The organism is Paraburkholderia sp. 32 (assembly GCF_050435345.1).
Lineage (GTDB): Bacteria > Pseudomonadota > Gammaproteobacteria > Burkholderiales > Burkholderiaceae > Paraburkholderia > Paraburkholderia tuberum.
This window is the reverse complement of sequence record NZ_JBNDKD010000002.1, coordinates 683,467-697,387: the sequence shown is the minus strand read 5'-3', so window position 1 is coordinate 697,387 and position 13,921 is coordinate 683,467. Positions and strand designations below refer to the sequence as shown.

Genomic DNA, 13,921 nt, shown 5'->3' with positions numbered 1-13,921 from the left:
CCTGTTATTGAACGATGATGTCGGCGTGCAACGCGCCCGCCGCCTTGATGGCTTCGAGAATCGCGATCACGTCGCGGGTGCTGACACGACTGCGCGAGAGCGCTTGCACGAGTTCGCCGACCGAGCCGTAGGGGAACGTTGCGGCGACGGTCTGGCCGGGTTCGTCGACGGAAAGATCGCTGTTGCCGATCACGAGGCTGCGCACGCCGCGGCCCGCAATGCCGATCTGCTCGGGTTGCGACGCCGAGTATTCGGTCGTGACCGTCACGCGAATGTCGCCGTGCGAAATCGTGATCGGCGAGATGTGCGTGTCGCCGCCAGCGACCACGGTGCCCGTGCGTTCGTTGATGACGACACGTGAGCCCTGATCGGGCACGACGCCGAGCGTCTCCACGCGCGCTACGAAACTGTTGAGCGCGCTGCCTTCACCGGGCGCGCGGATCTGGACGGTTTCCGCGTCGAGCGAGCGCGCGCTGCTGGCGCCGAACGCCTGGTTGATACGCTGTGCGATGCGCTCTGCCGTGGTCGCATCCGCGTTGCGCAGGACGAAGTTCAGATAGCCGTCCTGCGTGACGAGCTCGGCGCGCACCGGTACTTCGACGATCGCACCTTGCGGCACGGTACCGACCGTCGGATGATTTTTCTGGCGCAGATTGCCGTTGGCGTCGAAGCGGTAGCCGCCGACCGTTATCGGTCCTTGCGCGAGTGCGTACGTCTTGCGGTCGGGGCCGCGTAGCGGCGTCATGATCAGCGTGCCGCCCGACAGGCTGCGTGCATCGCCCATCGACGTGACGTTGATGTCGATCCGGTCGCCGATGTTGGCGGTCGGCGGCAGCGAGGCCGTAATCATGACCATGGCGACGTTGCGGCTCTGGATCTGGTCCTGGGTCAGATTCAGATCGAACTGCGACATCATGTTCATCATGGCCTGACGCGTGGCCTGATTGCGCGGCGTGTCGCCCGAGCCCGCGAGACCCGACACGATGCCGTAGCCGACGAGCATGTTGTCGCGCCAGCCGAGAAAGCGTCCGAGGTCTTTGAGGCGCACTTCATTTGCCGCGTGCGCTGGACCGCTGCCCGCGGCCATCGCGCATACGAGCAGCAGTACGGCCTGGATGACCCGCATCGTGCGAGAAGAGAGCCGCATTACCATAAGCCCAACCATGCGAGAAAGCGGGGAATGAGGCCGGGTCTCGACCGATCGGTGATGAAGCCTTCGCCGACGTAGTCGATCTTCGCGTCCGCGAGGCGGTTCGACTGCACTGTGTTGTTCGCGGCGATGTCGACCGGACGCACGCGGCCTTGCAGATGGATGCGCGTCTTTTCGCCGTTGACGTCGATGGCCTGTTCGCCGGCGACGATCAGGTCACCATTCGGCTCAGTCACCTCCACACGCGCGCTGATCTGCGCGAGCAAACGGCCCGTGCGCTGGATCTGTCCGCGTCCGCCGTAGTTATCGCCGAGGCCGATCTGCGCAGCATTGCTGCCGGCCCACATCGTCGACACGTTGCCCTGCACAGCCACGTTCGTTTTGGTCGACGTGTCCGCAGTATTGCTCGCGGTCGAGTTCTCATAGACGAGGATCGTGACGATGTCGCCCGGGCGCGAGGCGCGGCGGTCCGAGGTCAGCGACTGGTAGGCGTCGCTGTGGAAGAGGTCAGCGGCGTGGGTGGGCGTGAGCGCGCACCAGGCGATGCCTATCGTTGCCAGCGTTGAACGGATCTTGGGTTGCATGACTGAGTTACTTCGACAGCGAGGTGGTAGCAGGAATGGCCAGGATGTCGTGATCGCCTGTCGCGATCATGGTTACGCGGCCACTCGCGCTGTCCGTTAATGCGATGCCGGTTCGCCAGACGGTGACGGCACCCGTTCGTACGACGGCCACAATGCGTTCGCCGCGAATGACCTGGGCGAGACGTTGTGAGGGGATGCCGGTTATTACGTCGCCGCGCGTGAGGTCCTGAGCCGCGCGCGCGAGGCGCGCTTTGTCGTCGTAATGAACACCACGTGTAACCGCGTCCCGCGGGCACGCGATATCACGCACCCCGTCGAACGTGATTGCATCTCCTTTCGAGAGATCACGAAGTAGTTCGACGCAGCGTGCCGCCGGCACAGACCGGACTTCGCGCGCTGGATCAGGCGTAGCGCGAACAGGTCGGCTGATGATGACGGCCGGCTGTCCGTCCTGCGTCGCAAGCCACGGCGTGAGAGCCGGAATCTGCCGTCGGGCCGCTTCGGTCAGACGCCGCGGCTCGATGGCAACACTCGCATCCGCTTCGCGTAACCTTGCGACGACGAGATCGGCCGCCTGCTTTTGCAAGGCGACAGGCAAAGCGCTCACCTCCGCGACATCGCCGAATCGCACTATGCTGCTGTCGAAGTCGGCGACGTTTCGGAATGTCAGCGTTGTACTGGACGCGTGAACCGCCGCGCTCGCCGCCATGCAGGCAAGCGCGATGGCTAACGGGTCGAGCCGGCGAAAACGGATAGGCGACATGAGATCGGGCACGCCTGGATCGAACACGGGGCGGCCTTATCTGATCGTGAGTGCGAAGCCGGCGACGACCTCACTGAACGGAAAGGTCGACCAGTTGGTGTAGTTCAGTACTCCACCAATTTCCTCGCCTTTGGGGCCGTAGAACCGGCCGCTGATCCGTCCGGTTGATGGATAGCCGTCGTTCGATTTGAGATCGCACGAGAACGCGTTGTTGACCACATCGATGTCGGCGTCGCAGGTGAACAGAGGCGGTGACATTTCGGCTTCCGCCACGCTCCAGTCATTTGCCACTGAGATCTTGGTCACCTTCGGCACCTGAAAAGAGATCTTCCTCGCGTCCATATCGGCCACGCCCTGAATAACAGCCCCGGCGAGCGGATAGCTCGGCGAGCCTACCCAGTCGGTCTGATAGCGCAACTTGCCGACCAACGCTCCGGCATACGTGCGCGAGTGAATCTGGCCAAAGTCTTCCGGGCGAGTCTGGCTGCCAAATGCGAATCCGCCCGAGGTGACCCAATAGTCGGTGACGTAGATAGCGGTTCGGCTCGCCTCCCAGGCGCCGGCCGCGACATAACCGCTACCGTTCTGTCCGCGTACGAGCGCGAACCTCAACGGATTGCCGGATGAGATGTCGTAGTTGATTCCGAGGATCCGCTTCTGACTATTTATCAGGGAAACCACGAGTTCGTCGAATGACGGCGCGGTCGGTGCACCGTCGACGCTGGCCGTGGCCGACATGCTTGCGCCGATCTGCGAAAGATAGCCGCCGGTGACCGACGATTTGGAAACGAGCCGCAGTTTGATATCCCCGGAAACCGGGTTCGTAATCGAATCGATCACAGCAACAGGGTCTGGCGGGAAGGTATAGCTGAGCTTCGAACGAGCGTTCATCGCGACGCTTTGCACGCCTTCGATGGACCCGAGAGGGAGGTCGGCGATCTTCACGTAGCCCGGCGTCGGCGGCCCGACTTCGGCGTCGGGCGGGGGCGTCGCGCCTGCGTTGTCGGGCGGTGAGGTTGGCTCGCCGGGTAGCGTCTCCGCAGACGTTTTCGGGGCGGACGCGTCGACGCTGCCCGAATCGCGATCGGGATTCGACGCCGCGTTTTGTTCGCTGGCGTTGGACGAACTCGCATTGTCCGAGTTACCTCCGCCCCCGCAGCCGATGAGAGTGAGCGTGCAACACGCTGCGAGCAGCGTTTTTTTGAACGTAAATTGCATGGTGTGTTTTTGGGTTCGTCTCACTGTTGAATGTCGGTCGATGCATTCCAGCGCTGATTACCGCTTCAACCCATTCGCAATCGCCATCAACTCATCGCCGGCCTGCACGAGTCGCGCATTCGACGCATACGCACGCTGATACAGCATCAGACTGACGAGCTCATCCGACAGCGACACGTTCGAGGCTTCGCTGAATCCTTGCGCCAACGTCCCAGCGTTGTCTTCGCCGGGACGCACGCGGCTGACAGTGATCCCGTCGTCCTGAATGCGATAGATTCCGTCGCCGGCCGATTGCAGCGCGCGCACGTCAGTCGGCATCACGAGTTCGATTTCGCCGAGATCAATCGGGTCGGTCTGGTTCGGCAGAACCGCCTGCACCTGGCCGGTCGCCGAAATGGTGATGCTGGAGGCGTCGCGCGGAACGGAAATCATCGTTTTGAGCGGCAGGCCGTTCGACGCAGTCAGATAACCGTCGGCCCCGACGTGCAGCGTGCCGCCGCGCCACAACGTGGCCGGTCCCGAGTCCGACGCCAGTTCGATGAAGCCGTCGCCCCGAATCGCGAGATCGAGCGCGCTGCCGGTCGGGCGCAACTCGCCCGCCGTGAAAACGTGCAGCGACGGGTCGGCCGCCACGCCCGGGGCGATGGTGACGGTTTCGTTGGCCGGGGCGCGGCTGAGTGGGGCGACCGCCGACGTCAGTAACTCGCTGAAGGACACCGTGCCGCGCTTGAACGCCGGTGTGTTCATGTTCGCGATGTTGTTCGCGGTGACGTCGGCGGCTGTCTGCTGCGCGTTCAAGCCCATCGCGCCGATATAAAAAACGTTGTTCACGCTTACATGTCTCCCAAACGCTGCAAAACGGCGCCGAGCATGTCGTCGTACGCATGCACGAGCTTCTGGCCGGACTCGACGCGGCGCATTGCCTCCATCATCTGCATCATGTCGTTGCCGAGCGCGACGTTCGACGATTCGATAAAGCCCTGCGCGATGTGCGGCTGTTCGGCGTCGACGGCCTGCGCGTCCGTGGCATGGAACAGGCCGTCCGCGCGGCGCTCGAGTTGGGTCGGATCCGTAAAAGTTGCGACGCGTATCACGGCCGAAGGCGTGCCGTCGTCAATCAGCGTGCCGTCGCTGGCGATCTGCCAGTTGCCCGAACGCAAGACCACGTCGCCGCCACCCGCGGCTTGCAACGCCCAATTCTGGGCCGTGACGAGACGTCCGTCGGCATCGCGATGGAACGCGCCGAGCCGAGTGTAGGCCGGACCGCTCGCTGTCATGACCTCGAAGAAGCCGGAGCCGCTGATCGACAGATCGAGCGGATTGCCGGTGTGGACCAGCTTGCCGGCGGAGAAGTCGGTGGCGATGCCGGTTGGAGGCGGCACGAGCATGGCAGACACAGGGACCGTCCCGGTGCGTCCGGCTGCCAGCACGTCGTCGAACGCGATCTGCCGCTTGTAGCCGGGCGTGGCCACATTCGCGAGGTTTTGCCCAGCGGTTTCGATCCGGCGCGTTTCGTGCGAGATCAGGCTGGCCGCGACAGTCATCATGTTATCCATCAGGAATCCGTTTCAATTTGGCAGGCAGGTGGCAAGCTGCTCGACACTCAGGCGGCGAGCGCTGTAGCGTTCGAGGGCTGCGCGGCGCGCGCGGGAGCCCGAGCCGCAGTTGTGTCGAGACTGACCATCGCGAACGATCTCAGGCTGATCGAGTGCGGAACCTCGTTCATCGACAGCACGGCGAGCCGTGGCGCAACACGATGCGTGAAGGTTTTCAGATGACGACGAATTTCCGGGCGGCACAGCAACGCAGGTTTGAGGTTCTGCCGCATCATCGCGTCGACCTGCGCGGCGAGCCGGGCGAGGAAGCTTTCGGCCAGACGCGGATCGAGCACGAACGCGCCTGCGCCGTCAGCACCCTGCAGGTTCTGCACGATCGCGTTTTCGAGCGCGGGGTCGAGCGTCAGCACCGCAAGCGCATCGTGATCGCTCTGGATTGCCTGACAGATGCCGTGGCCGAGCCGCTGGCGCACACGCTCGCTCAACGCGGCAGGGTCTTTTTCATGGCGACCCGCGTCGACCAGCACTTCGACGATCAGGCCGATATTGCGGATCGCGACCTGCTCGGTCAGCAGATTCTGCAAGACGTGCTGCACGTCGCTGACGGCGAGCACGTTCGGCACGAGTTCCTCGACGAGGCCGGGTGTGCGTGAACGCACTCCTTCGAGCATCGCGACGACTTCGGTGCGCGACAGCAACGCGGGTACGTTGGCCTTGATCACCTCGGTGACGTGCGTGATCAGCACGGTCAGCGGATCGACCGCGGTGTAGCCGAGCGAGCGCGCGCGCGACAGGTCGGCCGTATCGATCCATACCGCGGGCAGCCCGAAGGCCGGATCGTGAGTGGCGATGCCGGGCACCTTCTCACCCTTGTCCGACGAGTGAATGGCGAGTGTTTTTTCCGGATACAGCGTTGCCTGACCGAAGCGGTCTCCGAACAGCAGGATCCGGTAGTCGTTGGAGCCAAGCTGCGCGCCGTCGCGGAACACCACGGGCGGAATGGACACGCCCATCTCGGCCGCGTACTGTTTGCGAAACGCCGCAATCCGTTCGGCCAGCAAGCTTTGCGTCGGGATCCATGCGGCCGTCAGCGCGGCGCCGAACGACACTTCGACGGCCGGCAGATCGGTGGCCTGGGTGGCCGCGGCCGCGTCGCTGTCGTCTCCGTCCGTCGCGGCCTGGTTATCCGGCGCCGCACTTCGTTTGCGGCGCGCGATCCACCAGGCGCCACCCGCAATCGTTGCAAGGATCAGCACGGGCCACTTCGGCATGCCCGGCAGCGCGAGCAGGCCGGTCAGCGCGACCATGACGAGGATCTGTATCTTCGGGAATTGCACGAGCTGACGCAGCACCTCGTTGCCGAGCTCCCCGTCCGCAGACGAGCGCGTGACGATGATGCCGGTCGCGACGGAAATGATCAGCGCGGGCACCTGCGTGACGATGCCGTCGCCGATCGTCAGCAGCGTGAAGGTCTGCATTGCCTGGCTGAGCGGCATGCCCATCTGCGCGACGCCGACCGCCCAGCCGCCGAGAATGTCGATCAGCAGGATCATGATGCCGGCTACCGCATCGCCTTTGACGAACTTGCTCGCGCCGTCCATCGAGCCGTAGAAGCCGGCTTCCTTTTCGAGCGCCTTGCGTCGGCGCTTCGCTTCGTCCTGATCGATGAGACCCATGTTGAGGTCGGCGTCGATACTCATCTGCTGGCCGGGCATCGCGTCGAGTACGAAGCGCGCGGCGACTTCCGACACGCGCTGCGCGCCGGTCGTGACCACCACGTATTGCACGACGATCAGGATGAAGAAGACGATCAGGCCGATGACGAAGTTACCCTGCACGACGAATGCGCCGATTGCCGCGATGACCTGGCCCGCTTCGGCGCCGGACAGGATCAGACGGGTCGCGGCGATGTTCAGCGACAAGCGGAACAGCGTCGCGATCAGCAGCAGGGAAGGGAACGTCGAGAACTCGACGGGTCGCGACACGTAAAACGTCATCAACAGGATCGTGAACGCGAATGCGAAATTGACGATGATGAACAGGTCGAGCGCCCCTGCCGGAATCGGTGTAAACAGCAGCAACAGGATCGCGACGACGGCGAAGACGAGCGCGAGGTCGGAATGATTGCGCAGGCGGGATCGAAGCGTCATGCGGACATCACCTGCGACGGCGCACGTCGCGCCTGCAAATACATCGCCGCGGTATCGCGATACAGATCGCCCGGCACCTCGCGTTCGAGCACTGCCTTGAAATAGAGCGCGCGGGCGAAACGTGGCGACTCGATGACCGGCACGCCATAGATGAAGGCGAGCTTCTTCAGACGCAGTGCAAAATCGCCGGCCCCTTTGGCGACGACATGCGGCGCGGCCATCCGTGACGGATCGTATTTCAGACCGACGGCATAATGCGTCGGGTTCGCGACGATCACGTCCGCACTACGCACCGCCTTCATGCTGCGCGAACGCTGCAGCAATTCGCGCTGCAACTGGCGGCGCCGCTGCTTGATGCGCGGATCGCCCTCGCGCTGCTTCATTTCCTGCTTCTGCTCGTAGCGGCTCATACGCATCTTTCTCGCGAATGAGCGTCGCACCAGCACCTGGTCGAGCAACGCGAACACCGACGCGGCCGCGAGCAGCATGAAAAGCAGGTGGACGCCGCTAGCGAGCAGCGTCTGCGCAATGCGTACCGCGGACAGGTCCTCATGTGCGAGGGAGACGGCCGCATCGACGATCGTGAAACGGATGATCGCCACATAGACGACCATCTTGAAGCATGCCTTGGCGGCTTCGATCAGCGTCTGTATCGAGAAAACACGCCTGAGACCTTGCACCGGATTCAGCTTGCTGGTGTCCAGCCTGAGTGCGCCGGGGGCGAACAGGAAGCCGGTCTGCATCAGCGCTGACAGTAGCGCGCTACCCATCGCAATCGCAATCAGTGGCGCAACCGCGTGCGCGCCCTGCAGCAGCAGCGCCGCGCACGCGACCGGCAGCGCACGGCCGCTTGCGTCGAGTGACGCGGCTTCGCTCAGCGCATGAGCGCCGAGCGAAGCGAGACGTGCCGCCATTTCTCCGCCCCACACTGACAGGTAGCCGGTACTCGCAAGCAGGCCGAGCACCATGCCGAATTCCTGGCTGCGCGGCACCATACCCTTCTTGCGCGCCTGCTCGAGCTTGTAAGCGGTGGCCTGTTCCGATTTGTTCTGTTCCGTATCCGACATGACTAGTCCAGGGACGGTACGAAAGCCAAGGCGTGCGTCAGCAAACGCAATGTCGCAGGTGCGAGTAGACCCGCTGATAGCGCCATCATGACGGGCGTCGCGATGACTTTGATTTGCAGACCCAACATCAGTGCGTTCATTTGCGGCAACGCGCGGGAGAGAAAGGCGATCGATACATCGATTAGAAACAGTGTGACCATTGCGGCCGCGATGACCGACAGACCCATGCCGAGCGCAATGCCGAAATAGCCGATCAGCGCATCGGGAGTGACGGCAACTCGCGCGTAGCCGACTGGTATGACGCTCGTTAGCGCAATCAAAAGCCGTACCAGCTCGAGATGACCGCCCGAAGCAAAAAACAGCAGGCCCGCGACGAGCGTGAGTATCGTGCCGAACAGCGGCGCCTGTGCACGCGAACCCGGATCGATCACCATCGCGAGACCGTAACCGGCCTGGACGTCGAGCACGCGGCCAGCAAACGTTAGCGCGGCAAACGCGGCCTGGAACGCGAAGCAGATCGCGAGGCCCAGCATCAATTCGGCTGCAGCGGCGATGAGTAGCGCTGCGCCGTCCATGTAGACGTCGGGTGCAGCGCTATGTGCCAGACATGCGGCCAGCGCCAGCACGAAGCACACGCGGACCCGCGCGGGCACCTGCGTTTGTGAGAACGGCGGCGCAAGAACGAACACCGGGCCGATTCGCAACGAAAGAAGAAGAACGCCGAGCGTCCAGCTCGTGCTGGCTTCGATTGTCATTGCGTTAGCCCAGATCAGGAATGCTGCGGAAAAGCGATGCTGCGAAACCGGTCAGACGCGCGAGCATCCACGGGGCGAGCGAAACCGTCACGATGACGGCGACCGCGAGCTTCGGCACATAGCTCAGGCTCATTTCCTGCAGCTGCGTGACGACCTGAAAGACACTGATCAGCAGACCGACCACGAGCGTGGCAATAACAATTGGCCCCGCAATGAGGAAGCTGTTCCAGAACAGCTGCGTCATCATTTGGAGTGCCTGGTCTGCCGACATGGATGAGGTCCCGTGTTTAAGTGGGCCGCATTATGGGGAGTTTTCTTTCGAATTGGAAGTGGTGAAATTGAAAATAGTAAGGCGAACGGATGAAAATAGTGAGGCAAACGAATCAAAAACGAATGCAATCAGATTAATCAGAGAGGTAGGTGCTTATATCAAAATCAAAATAGTCGATCGTCACGTATTTTTAGGACAGGTTCTATTTCGCAGATGATCGACCATTCGCGAAAAATCAGGCGTTTGCCTATTCCAGTTCTTGTGACGATTTGTTAAGGGGAGGGGTCTTATTGCTCCGGGTCACCTTTCTCGCGATCGCTTTTGCAAATGTATTGCCTTGTGGGTCCAAGGGCCGATTCAATGCCGCATCAAGGACTTGACTCGCTGTATTTTGATCGCCTGCGGAGGTGCTGAGCAGACTCTTCGCAAGCGCGGCGGACAGACACTCGGGGTCCAGCCGCAACGCCACCTTCATATGCGCACGCGCCTCGTCGAGTCTGCCTTCCCGCAGCGCCACGATGGCCAGTGCGCCAGGGGCTTCGGCAAAACCGCGATCTAGGTGAGCGCCTTGTTCGAAGCGCGACCGCGCCAGTTGCAGATCGCCATTGAGCAAATGGGCCCAGCCGGCCGCAATCCAGGAGCCCGCATGGGTGCCGAACGATTCGGATGCGGCGTCGATGTGTTGCGCGGCCTGCGCGAACCGGTGTTGTTCGAGTAGCACGAGCCCTGTGCCGAGAAGCGCGCGGCTGTGTGCCGGCTGGCTGCGCAGCGCCTGCTCGAACAGCGCCATAGCGTCGAACTCGCGGCCTTCGCCGAGTGCCAGCAAACCAGCTATGGCGAGACCGTCGGGAGAGCTCTTTGCAAGAGACGCGAACTGTTGCGCGCTGTCGGGATGTCCGGCATCGAACAAAGCAGCGGCGAGGAGTCCGCAGACTTCGATGCCGGTCTCTGGATGATCCGCATACCGCTTGCCAACTTCGATGACCTCGTCGAGGCGGCCTTGATGGTGAAGCGAACGCATTTGGAGCGTGATGGCTTGCGGAATCGTTGTCAGCACGCCTTCATCCAGCAGCGCTAGCGTTTCGTCGAAAGCGCCGAGCATGGCGTGCGCATAAGCTTTGTTATAGCGAATCGCGGGATGGCTTTCACCGTCCGGTAACGCGGCGAATGCCCGGAGCGCGTCCTCGAATCTGCCACGAGCCATGGCACACAGTCCACGCAGATGCATCGACTCCGGCGGCACCGCACCGAGCGCTTGCTGACGTGCGAGCAGTTCATCGCAACGTTCGAATTGCTGTGCGTCGAATGCGCACGCGGTGGCGTCTCCTAGCAGCGACAGGTTGTTGGGGTCGGACTCAAGGAACGCAAGCAGCCGGGTCAGTCGGGCAGATGCCAAAGCAACGGCGTGTTCGGAAGTGGAGTTCATTTGGCGTCGGGTGTTCGCTGCGTCGGTGGACAAAGCCGAAAGTGAGGGATCGGAAGTGAGTAGCCCTTTTCTAGCATAGCAGTCTGGAATTGCTGCGGGATCCTTATTGCGAGATCAGGCCGGCAATCGCCGCCACAATTTATGCTTCATCGCACGCAAGGAGGCACGAGATCCTGAGGGCCTGAGATTTTCGCTAAACAGTTCTGAAAATCTTCGGACAACTTGTTCGGAAGCGGTTCGGGAAACCAATCGCGCAAGGCTTAACGAACAGGTACGGGGCATAGATGGTAGCGATCGTCACGGGCAATGGTTTGGGTTTGCAGTCGTCGTCGGCATTGGGGCTTGGAGCCCATGGCCAGGTCGGCAATGCGGCATTCGGGCAGACCGGAGAGCAGCTCTATGTGAACGCGGCGAACGGCAATCTGGTGATTCAGGATCGTGACCAGTTGCTGCTCGGCCAGGGGGTGAACAGTTCGATCTACCGCGCCTATAACAGCCTCGGACAGTTTGCTGGAGACAACTGGCGCCCAGGCGGATCGCGCACGGTGGATGGCCTCACTGGGACGCTGAATAGCATAGGCAGTACGGTAACCCTGACAGACTGGGATGGTTCGAGTACGGTGTACGAGTACGATGCGTCGCGCCAGTTGTATGTGTCGACCGCGTGGCTTGGCGCCAGCGTTGCCCAAGGCGACTTTGAGCCCGGCTATGCCGATGCTACTGGCACAGGGGCGTACGCGACGCTGTCCTTTGATGAGGCGACCCGCAACTGGCAGTGGAACGACGGAAACAACGGGCTGAGCGAGCTTTACGATGCCACGCGAGGCGGCAGGCTCGTGTCAACCCGCGACAGGGACGGCAATACGGTCGGCTACGCCTACAACGCCGCAGGGCAGCTCGCGCAGGTAACGACTGCAGGGGGCGACGTCACCTATCTCGACTACAACGCAGCCGGTCAACTGACGGATCTGCGCTCGGTCTACCGGGGGATGGGTAACAGTCTGGTCACGTCGACCACGATCCGTTACGCGTACGACACACAGGGTCGACTGTCGCGGGTGACAGTCGACCTGAGTCCGGAAGACAACAGCATCGCCGACGCTCACGTCTATACGACGACCTATACGTACGACGGCACGAGCAACCGGATCGCCTCGATCACCCAGTCGGATGGATCCCAGGTGATGTTCACCTATCTTCAGGTGAACGGCGAGTACCGGGTGGCGACGATTGCCGAAAAGGCCGACGACGGGGTGTTTCGGATCACCACGCTTAGCTATGACACCGCGAACAGGCAGACGACGGTGACCGATCCGCTTGGCTACAGGAAGGTCTTGACGTATGACGATGCCGGCAGGTTGATCAGCATCCGGTCGACTTCGTCTCTGGACGGACAGTGGGTAAACCTGAACTTTACGTATACCGTCAACGGCGACAGCGACCTGCGGATTCTGAATGATGGTAAGGGCAAACCGATCTACTTTATTTACGATGCCGCGGGCAATCTGATCAGCCAATCGGACAGCTCAGCCGACGTTACCCGTACGTACGGGTCGAACAATGAACTGTTGACCGAGACGGTCTTTGACAAGACCAGCAATTTTGCTAATGGTTACGCGAACCAGTACCTGACGACGCGCTATGTCTATGACGCAGCCGGGCATCTGCGATACGTGGTGAGTGCGGCGGGCCGCGTCACGGAGTTCAGGTACAACGCGGCGGGCCAGAAGGTCAGCGAGATCCAGTACACATCGGCGGCATTCGACGTCAGCGCCTTGAGCAACACCGATGCAGTGTCGGAGGCGACGTTGAATGCATGGGCGGCGGGCCTTGTGAATCCCAGCGAGGCGATCCGTATCGATTCGACGTATGACTACCGTGGGAACCTCGCGACGGTCACGCGCTATGAGAAGCTGCTGGCCGACGGCACAGGCGATGTGACGGGAGCAATCATCCAGACACGGTACGTCTATGATGCTGCCGGTCGTCTCCTACAGCGTTTTTCGGGCAGTCCGGGCAACGAGAAGGCTGAATCTTTCACGTACGACGGGCTCGGCCGCTTCCTCTGCGCGATTCAGTTCGACGGCGTCACGACGCTGTATCAGTACGACGATGCGCACCACACGGTTTCAGTCACCTTCAGCAACGGGCTGACGCGTACCTCTACGTATAACGCCGCGGGGGAACTGGTCGCCGTGGTCGATTCGGTGCAGGGCAAAGTGCAGTCGCAGATCAGGAACTACTACGACACCAACGGCCGGTTGCAGATGACGACCGATGCCAATGGACTGAATACGCACTACCTGTACAACGGGCGTGGCCAGTGTGTCGCACAGATCGCCCCTGATGGAACATTGACGGAGTATGTCTACGACACCACATTCGCGAGGCCGCTGCGCACGCTCACCTATGCAACCAGGCTTACGGCCGCGCAACTCGCCTCGTTGACCAACGCCGACGGGACACCCGCCGAAAGGCTGAAATCGGGGGCGTTGCTGACGCTCGACTCCTCGAAGCTGCGCCCGCCTGCATCGGTGGACGACCGGACGGTATGGGCTTTTTATCTCAACAACTTCATCGACCATACCGTTGACGCGGACGGAACCGTCACCCAGGTTCAGTACGACGGCAGCGGACGTCCCGTGGTGAAGACGGTCTTTGCGAACCGGGTCGACACCAGCGTGGCGCCGACACAGGTCTTACCAGATGCCGATCCGGCCAACGATCGCGTCACGCGCTACTTCTACGATCAGGATGGTTTGTTGCGCGGGGAACTTGACCCGGAAGGTTTCCTGACCGAATACCGGTACAACGGCGCAGGGGAGCGTGTTGAGACGGTTCGTTATGCCACGGCAACGGACGCCTCGTTGCGCAGTCAGGGCATGTTTGCGCAGCTGGTTCCCGGTAGCAGCGACGCAGACGCTCACCTGAGCTACTTCTATGGGTTTTGTCGCATTAACGCGGTCAAGTAAAATCCGTGG

Annotated in this window: 12 protein-coding genes; 1 reads left to right on the top strand and 11 read right to left on the bottom strand. The window is 61.9% G+C overall.

All coding sequences use genetic code 11. The features are described from left to right. Window positions 1-4: 4 nt before the first annotated feature. From OKW26_RS18570 to OKW26_RS18520, 11 genes are all read right to left on the bottom strand, one after another. Window positions 5-1,147, bottom strand: coding sequence for a flagellar basal body P-ring protein FlgI (locus tag OKW26_RS18570; RefSeq protein ID WP_260321072.1), 1,143 nt, complete (start codon window positions 1,145-1,147; stop codon window positions 5-7). Then, window positions 1,147-1,734 (bottom strand): flagellar basal body L-ring protein FlgH, encoded by a 588-nt coding sequence (locus OKW26_RS18565; RefSeq protein ID WP_184011937.1) that lies wholly within the window; start codon window positions 1,732-1,734, stop codon window positions 1,147-1,149. The genes OKW26_RS18570 and OKW26_RS18565 overlap by 1 nt, the downstream gene beginning before the upstream one ends. 7 nt (window positions 1,735-1,741) lie before the next feature. Next, entirely contained in the window at window positions 1,742-2,524 is a 783-nt protein-coding gene (locus tag OKW26_RS18560) for a hypothetical protein (protein WP_429354696.1), read from the bottom strand. A gap of 9 nt (window positions 2,525-2,533) precedes the next feature. Next, window positions 2,534-3,715, bottom strand: coding sequence for a transferrin-binding protein-like solute binding protein (locus OKW26_RS18555; protein ID WP_429354695.1), 1,182 nt, complete (start codon window positions 3,713-3,715; stop codon window positions 2,534-2,536). Window positions 3,716-3,772: 57 nt separating this feature from the next. Then, window positions 3,773-4,546, bottom strand: coding sequence for a flagellar hook-basal body protein (locus OKW26_RS18550; RefSeq protein WP_429354694.1), 774 nt, complete (start codon window positions 4,544-4,546; stop codon window positions 3,773-3,775). A 2-nt stretch (window positions 4,547-4,548) separates the two neighbouring features. Next, complete coding sequence (locus tag OKW26_RS18545; protein ID WP_429354693.1) at window positions 4,549-5,271, bottom strand: flagellar hook-basal body protein; 723 nt, start codon at window positions 5,269-5,271, stop codon at window positions 4,549-4,551. A gap of 47 nt (window positions 5,272-5,318) precedes the next feature. Next, window positions 5,319-7,421, bottom strand: coding sequence for a flagellar biosynthesis protein FlhA (locus OKW26_RS18540; RefSeq protein WP_429354692.1), 2,103 nt, complete (start codon window positions 7,419-7,421; stop codon window positions 5,319-5,321). Further along, a complete protein-coding gene (locus OKW26_RS18535) occupies window positions 7,418-8,488 on the bottom strand; it encodes an EscU/YscU/HrcU family type III secretion system export apparatus switch protein (RefSeq protein ID WP_429354691.1) in 1,071 nt (356 codons plus the stop codon). The genes OKW26_RS18540 and OKW26_RS18535 overlap by 4 nt, the downstream gene beginning before the upstream one ends. A gap of 2 nt (window positions 8,489-8,490) precedes the next feature. Beyond that, window positions 8,491-9,243 carry a flagellar biosynthetic protein FliR gene (locus OKW26_RS18530; protein WP_429354690.1) on the bottom strand — a complete coding sequence of 251 codons (753 nt, stop codon included), beginning with the start codon at window positions 9,241-9,243 and terminating at the stop codon, window positions 8,491-8,493. Between the two features lie 4 nt (window positions 9,244-9,247). Then, window positions 9,248-9,490 carry a flagellar biosynthetic protein FliQ gene (locus tag OKW26_RS18525; RefSeq protein WP_260321071.1) on the bottom strand — a complete coding sequence of 81 codons (243 nt, stop codon included), beginning with the start codon at window positions 9,488-9,490 and terminating at the stop codon, window positions 9,248-9,250. Between the two features lie 271 nt (window positions 9,491-9,761). Beyond that, the gene (locus OKW26_RS18520; protein ID WP_429354689.1) at window positions 9,762-10,940 is read right to left on the bottom strand and encodes a tetratricopeptide repeat protein; all 1,179 of its coding nucleotides are present in this window, start codon (window positions 10,938-10,940) and stop codon (window positions 9,762-9,764) included. Between the two features lie 284 nt (window positions 10,941-11,224). On the opposite strand from OKW26_RS18520, the gene OKW26_RS18515 reads away from it, so the two are divergent. Beyond that, window positions 11,225-13,912, top strand: coding sequence for a hypothetical protein (locus OKW26_RS18515; protein WP_429354688.1), 2,688 nt, complete (start codon window positions 11,225-11,227; stop codon window positions 13,910-13,912). Window positions 13,913-13,921: the final 9 nt, after the last annotated feature.

Coding starts and splice junctions, on each gene's coding strand:
- OKW26_RS18570 (WP_260321072.1), bottom strand. CDS start 1,147: ATGCGGCTCTCTTCTCGCACGATGCGGGTCATCCAGGCCGTACTGCTG.
- OKW26_RS18565 (WP_184011937.1), bottom strand. CDS start 1,734: ATGCAACCCAAGATCCGTTCAACGCTGGCAACGATAGGCATCGCCTGG.
- OKW26_RS18555 (WP_429354695.1), bottom strand. CDS start 3,715: ATGCAATTTACGTTCAAAAAAACGCTGCTCGCAGCGTGTTGCACGCTC.
- OKW26_RS18545 (WP_429354693.1), bottom strand. CDS start 5,271: ATGGATAACATGATGACTGTCGCGGCCAGCCTGATCTCGCACGAAACG.
- OKW26_RS18540 (WP_429354692.1), bottom strand. CDS start 7,421: ATGACGCTTCGATCCCGCCTGCGCAATCATTCCGACCTCGCGCTCGTC.
- OKW26_RS18535 (WP_429354691.1), bottom strand. CDS start 8,488: ATGTCGGATACGGAACAGAACAAATCGGAACAGGCCACCGCTTACAAG.
- OKW26_RS18530 (WP_429354690.1), bottom strand. CDS start 9,243: ATGACAATCGAAGCCAGCACGAGCTGGACGCTCGGCGTTCTTCTTCTT.
- OKW26_RS18525 (WP_260321071.1), bottom strand. CDS start 9,490: ATGATGACGCAGCTGTTCTGGAACAGCTTCCTCATTGCGGGGCCAATT.
- OKW26_RS18520 (WP_429354689.1), bottom strand. CDS start 10,940: ATGAACTCCACTTCCGAACACGCCGTTGCTTTGGCATCTGCCCGACTG.
- OKW26_RS18515 (WP_429354688.1), top strand. CDS start 11,225: ATGGTAGCGATCGTCACGGGCAATGGTTTGGGTTTGCAGTCGTCGTCG.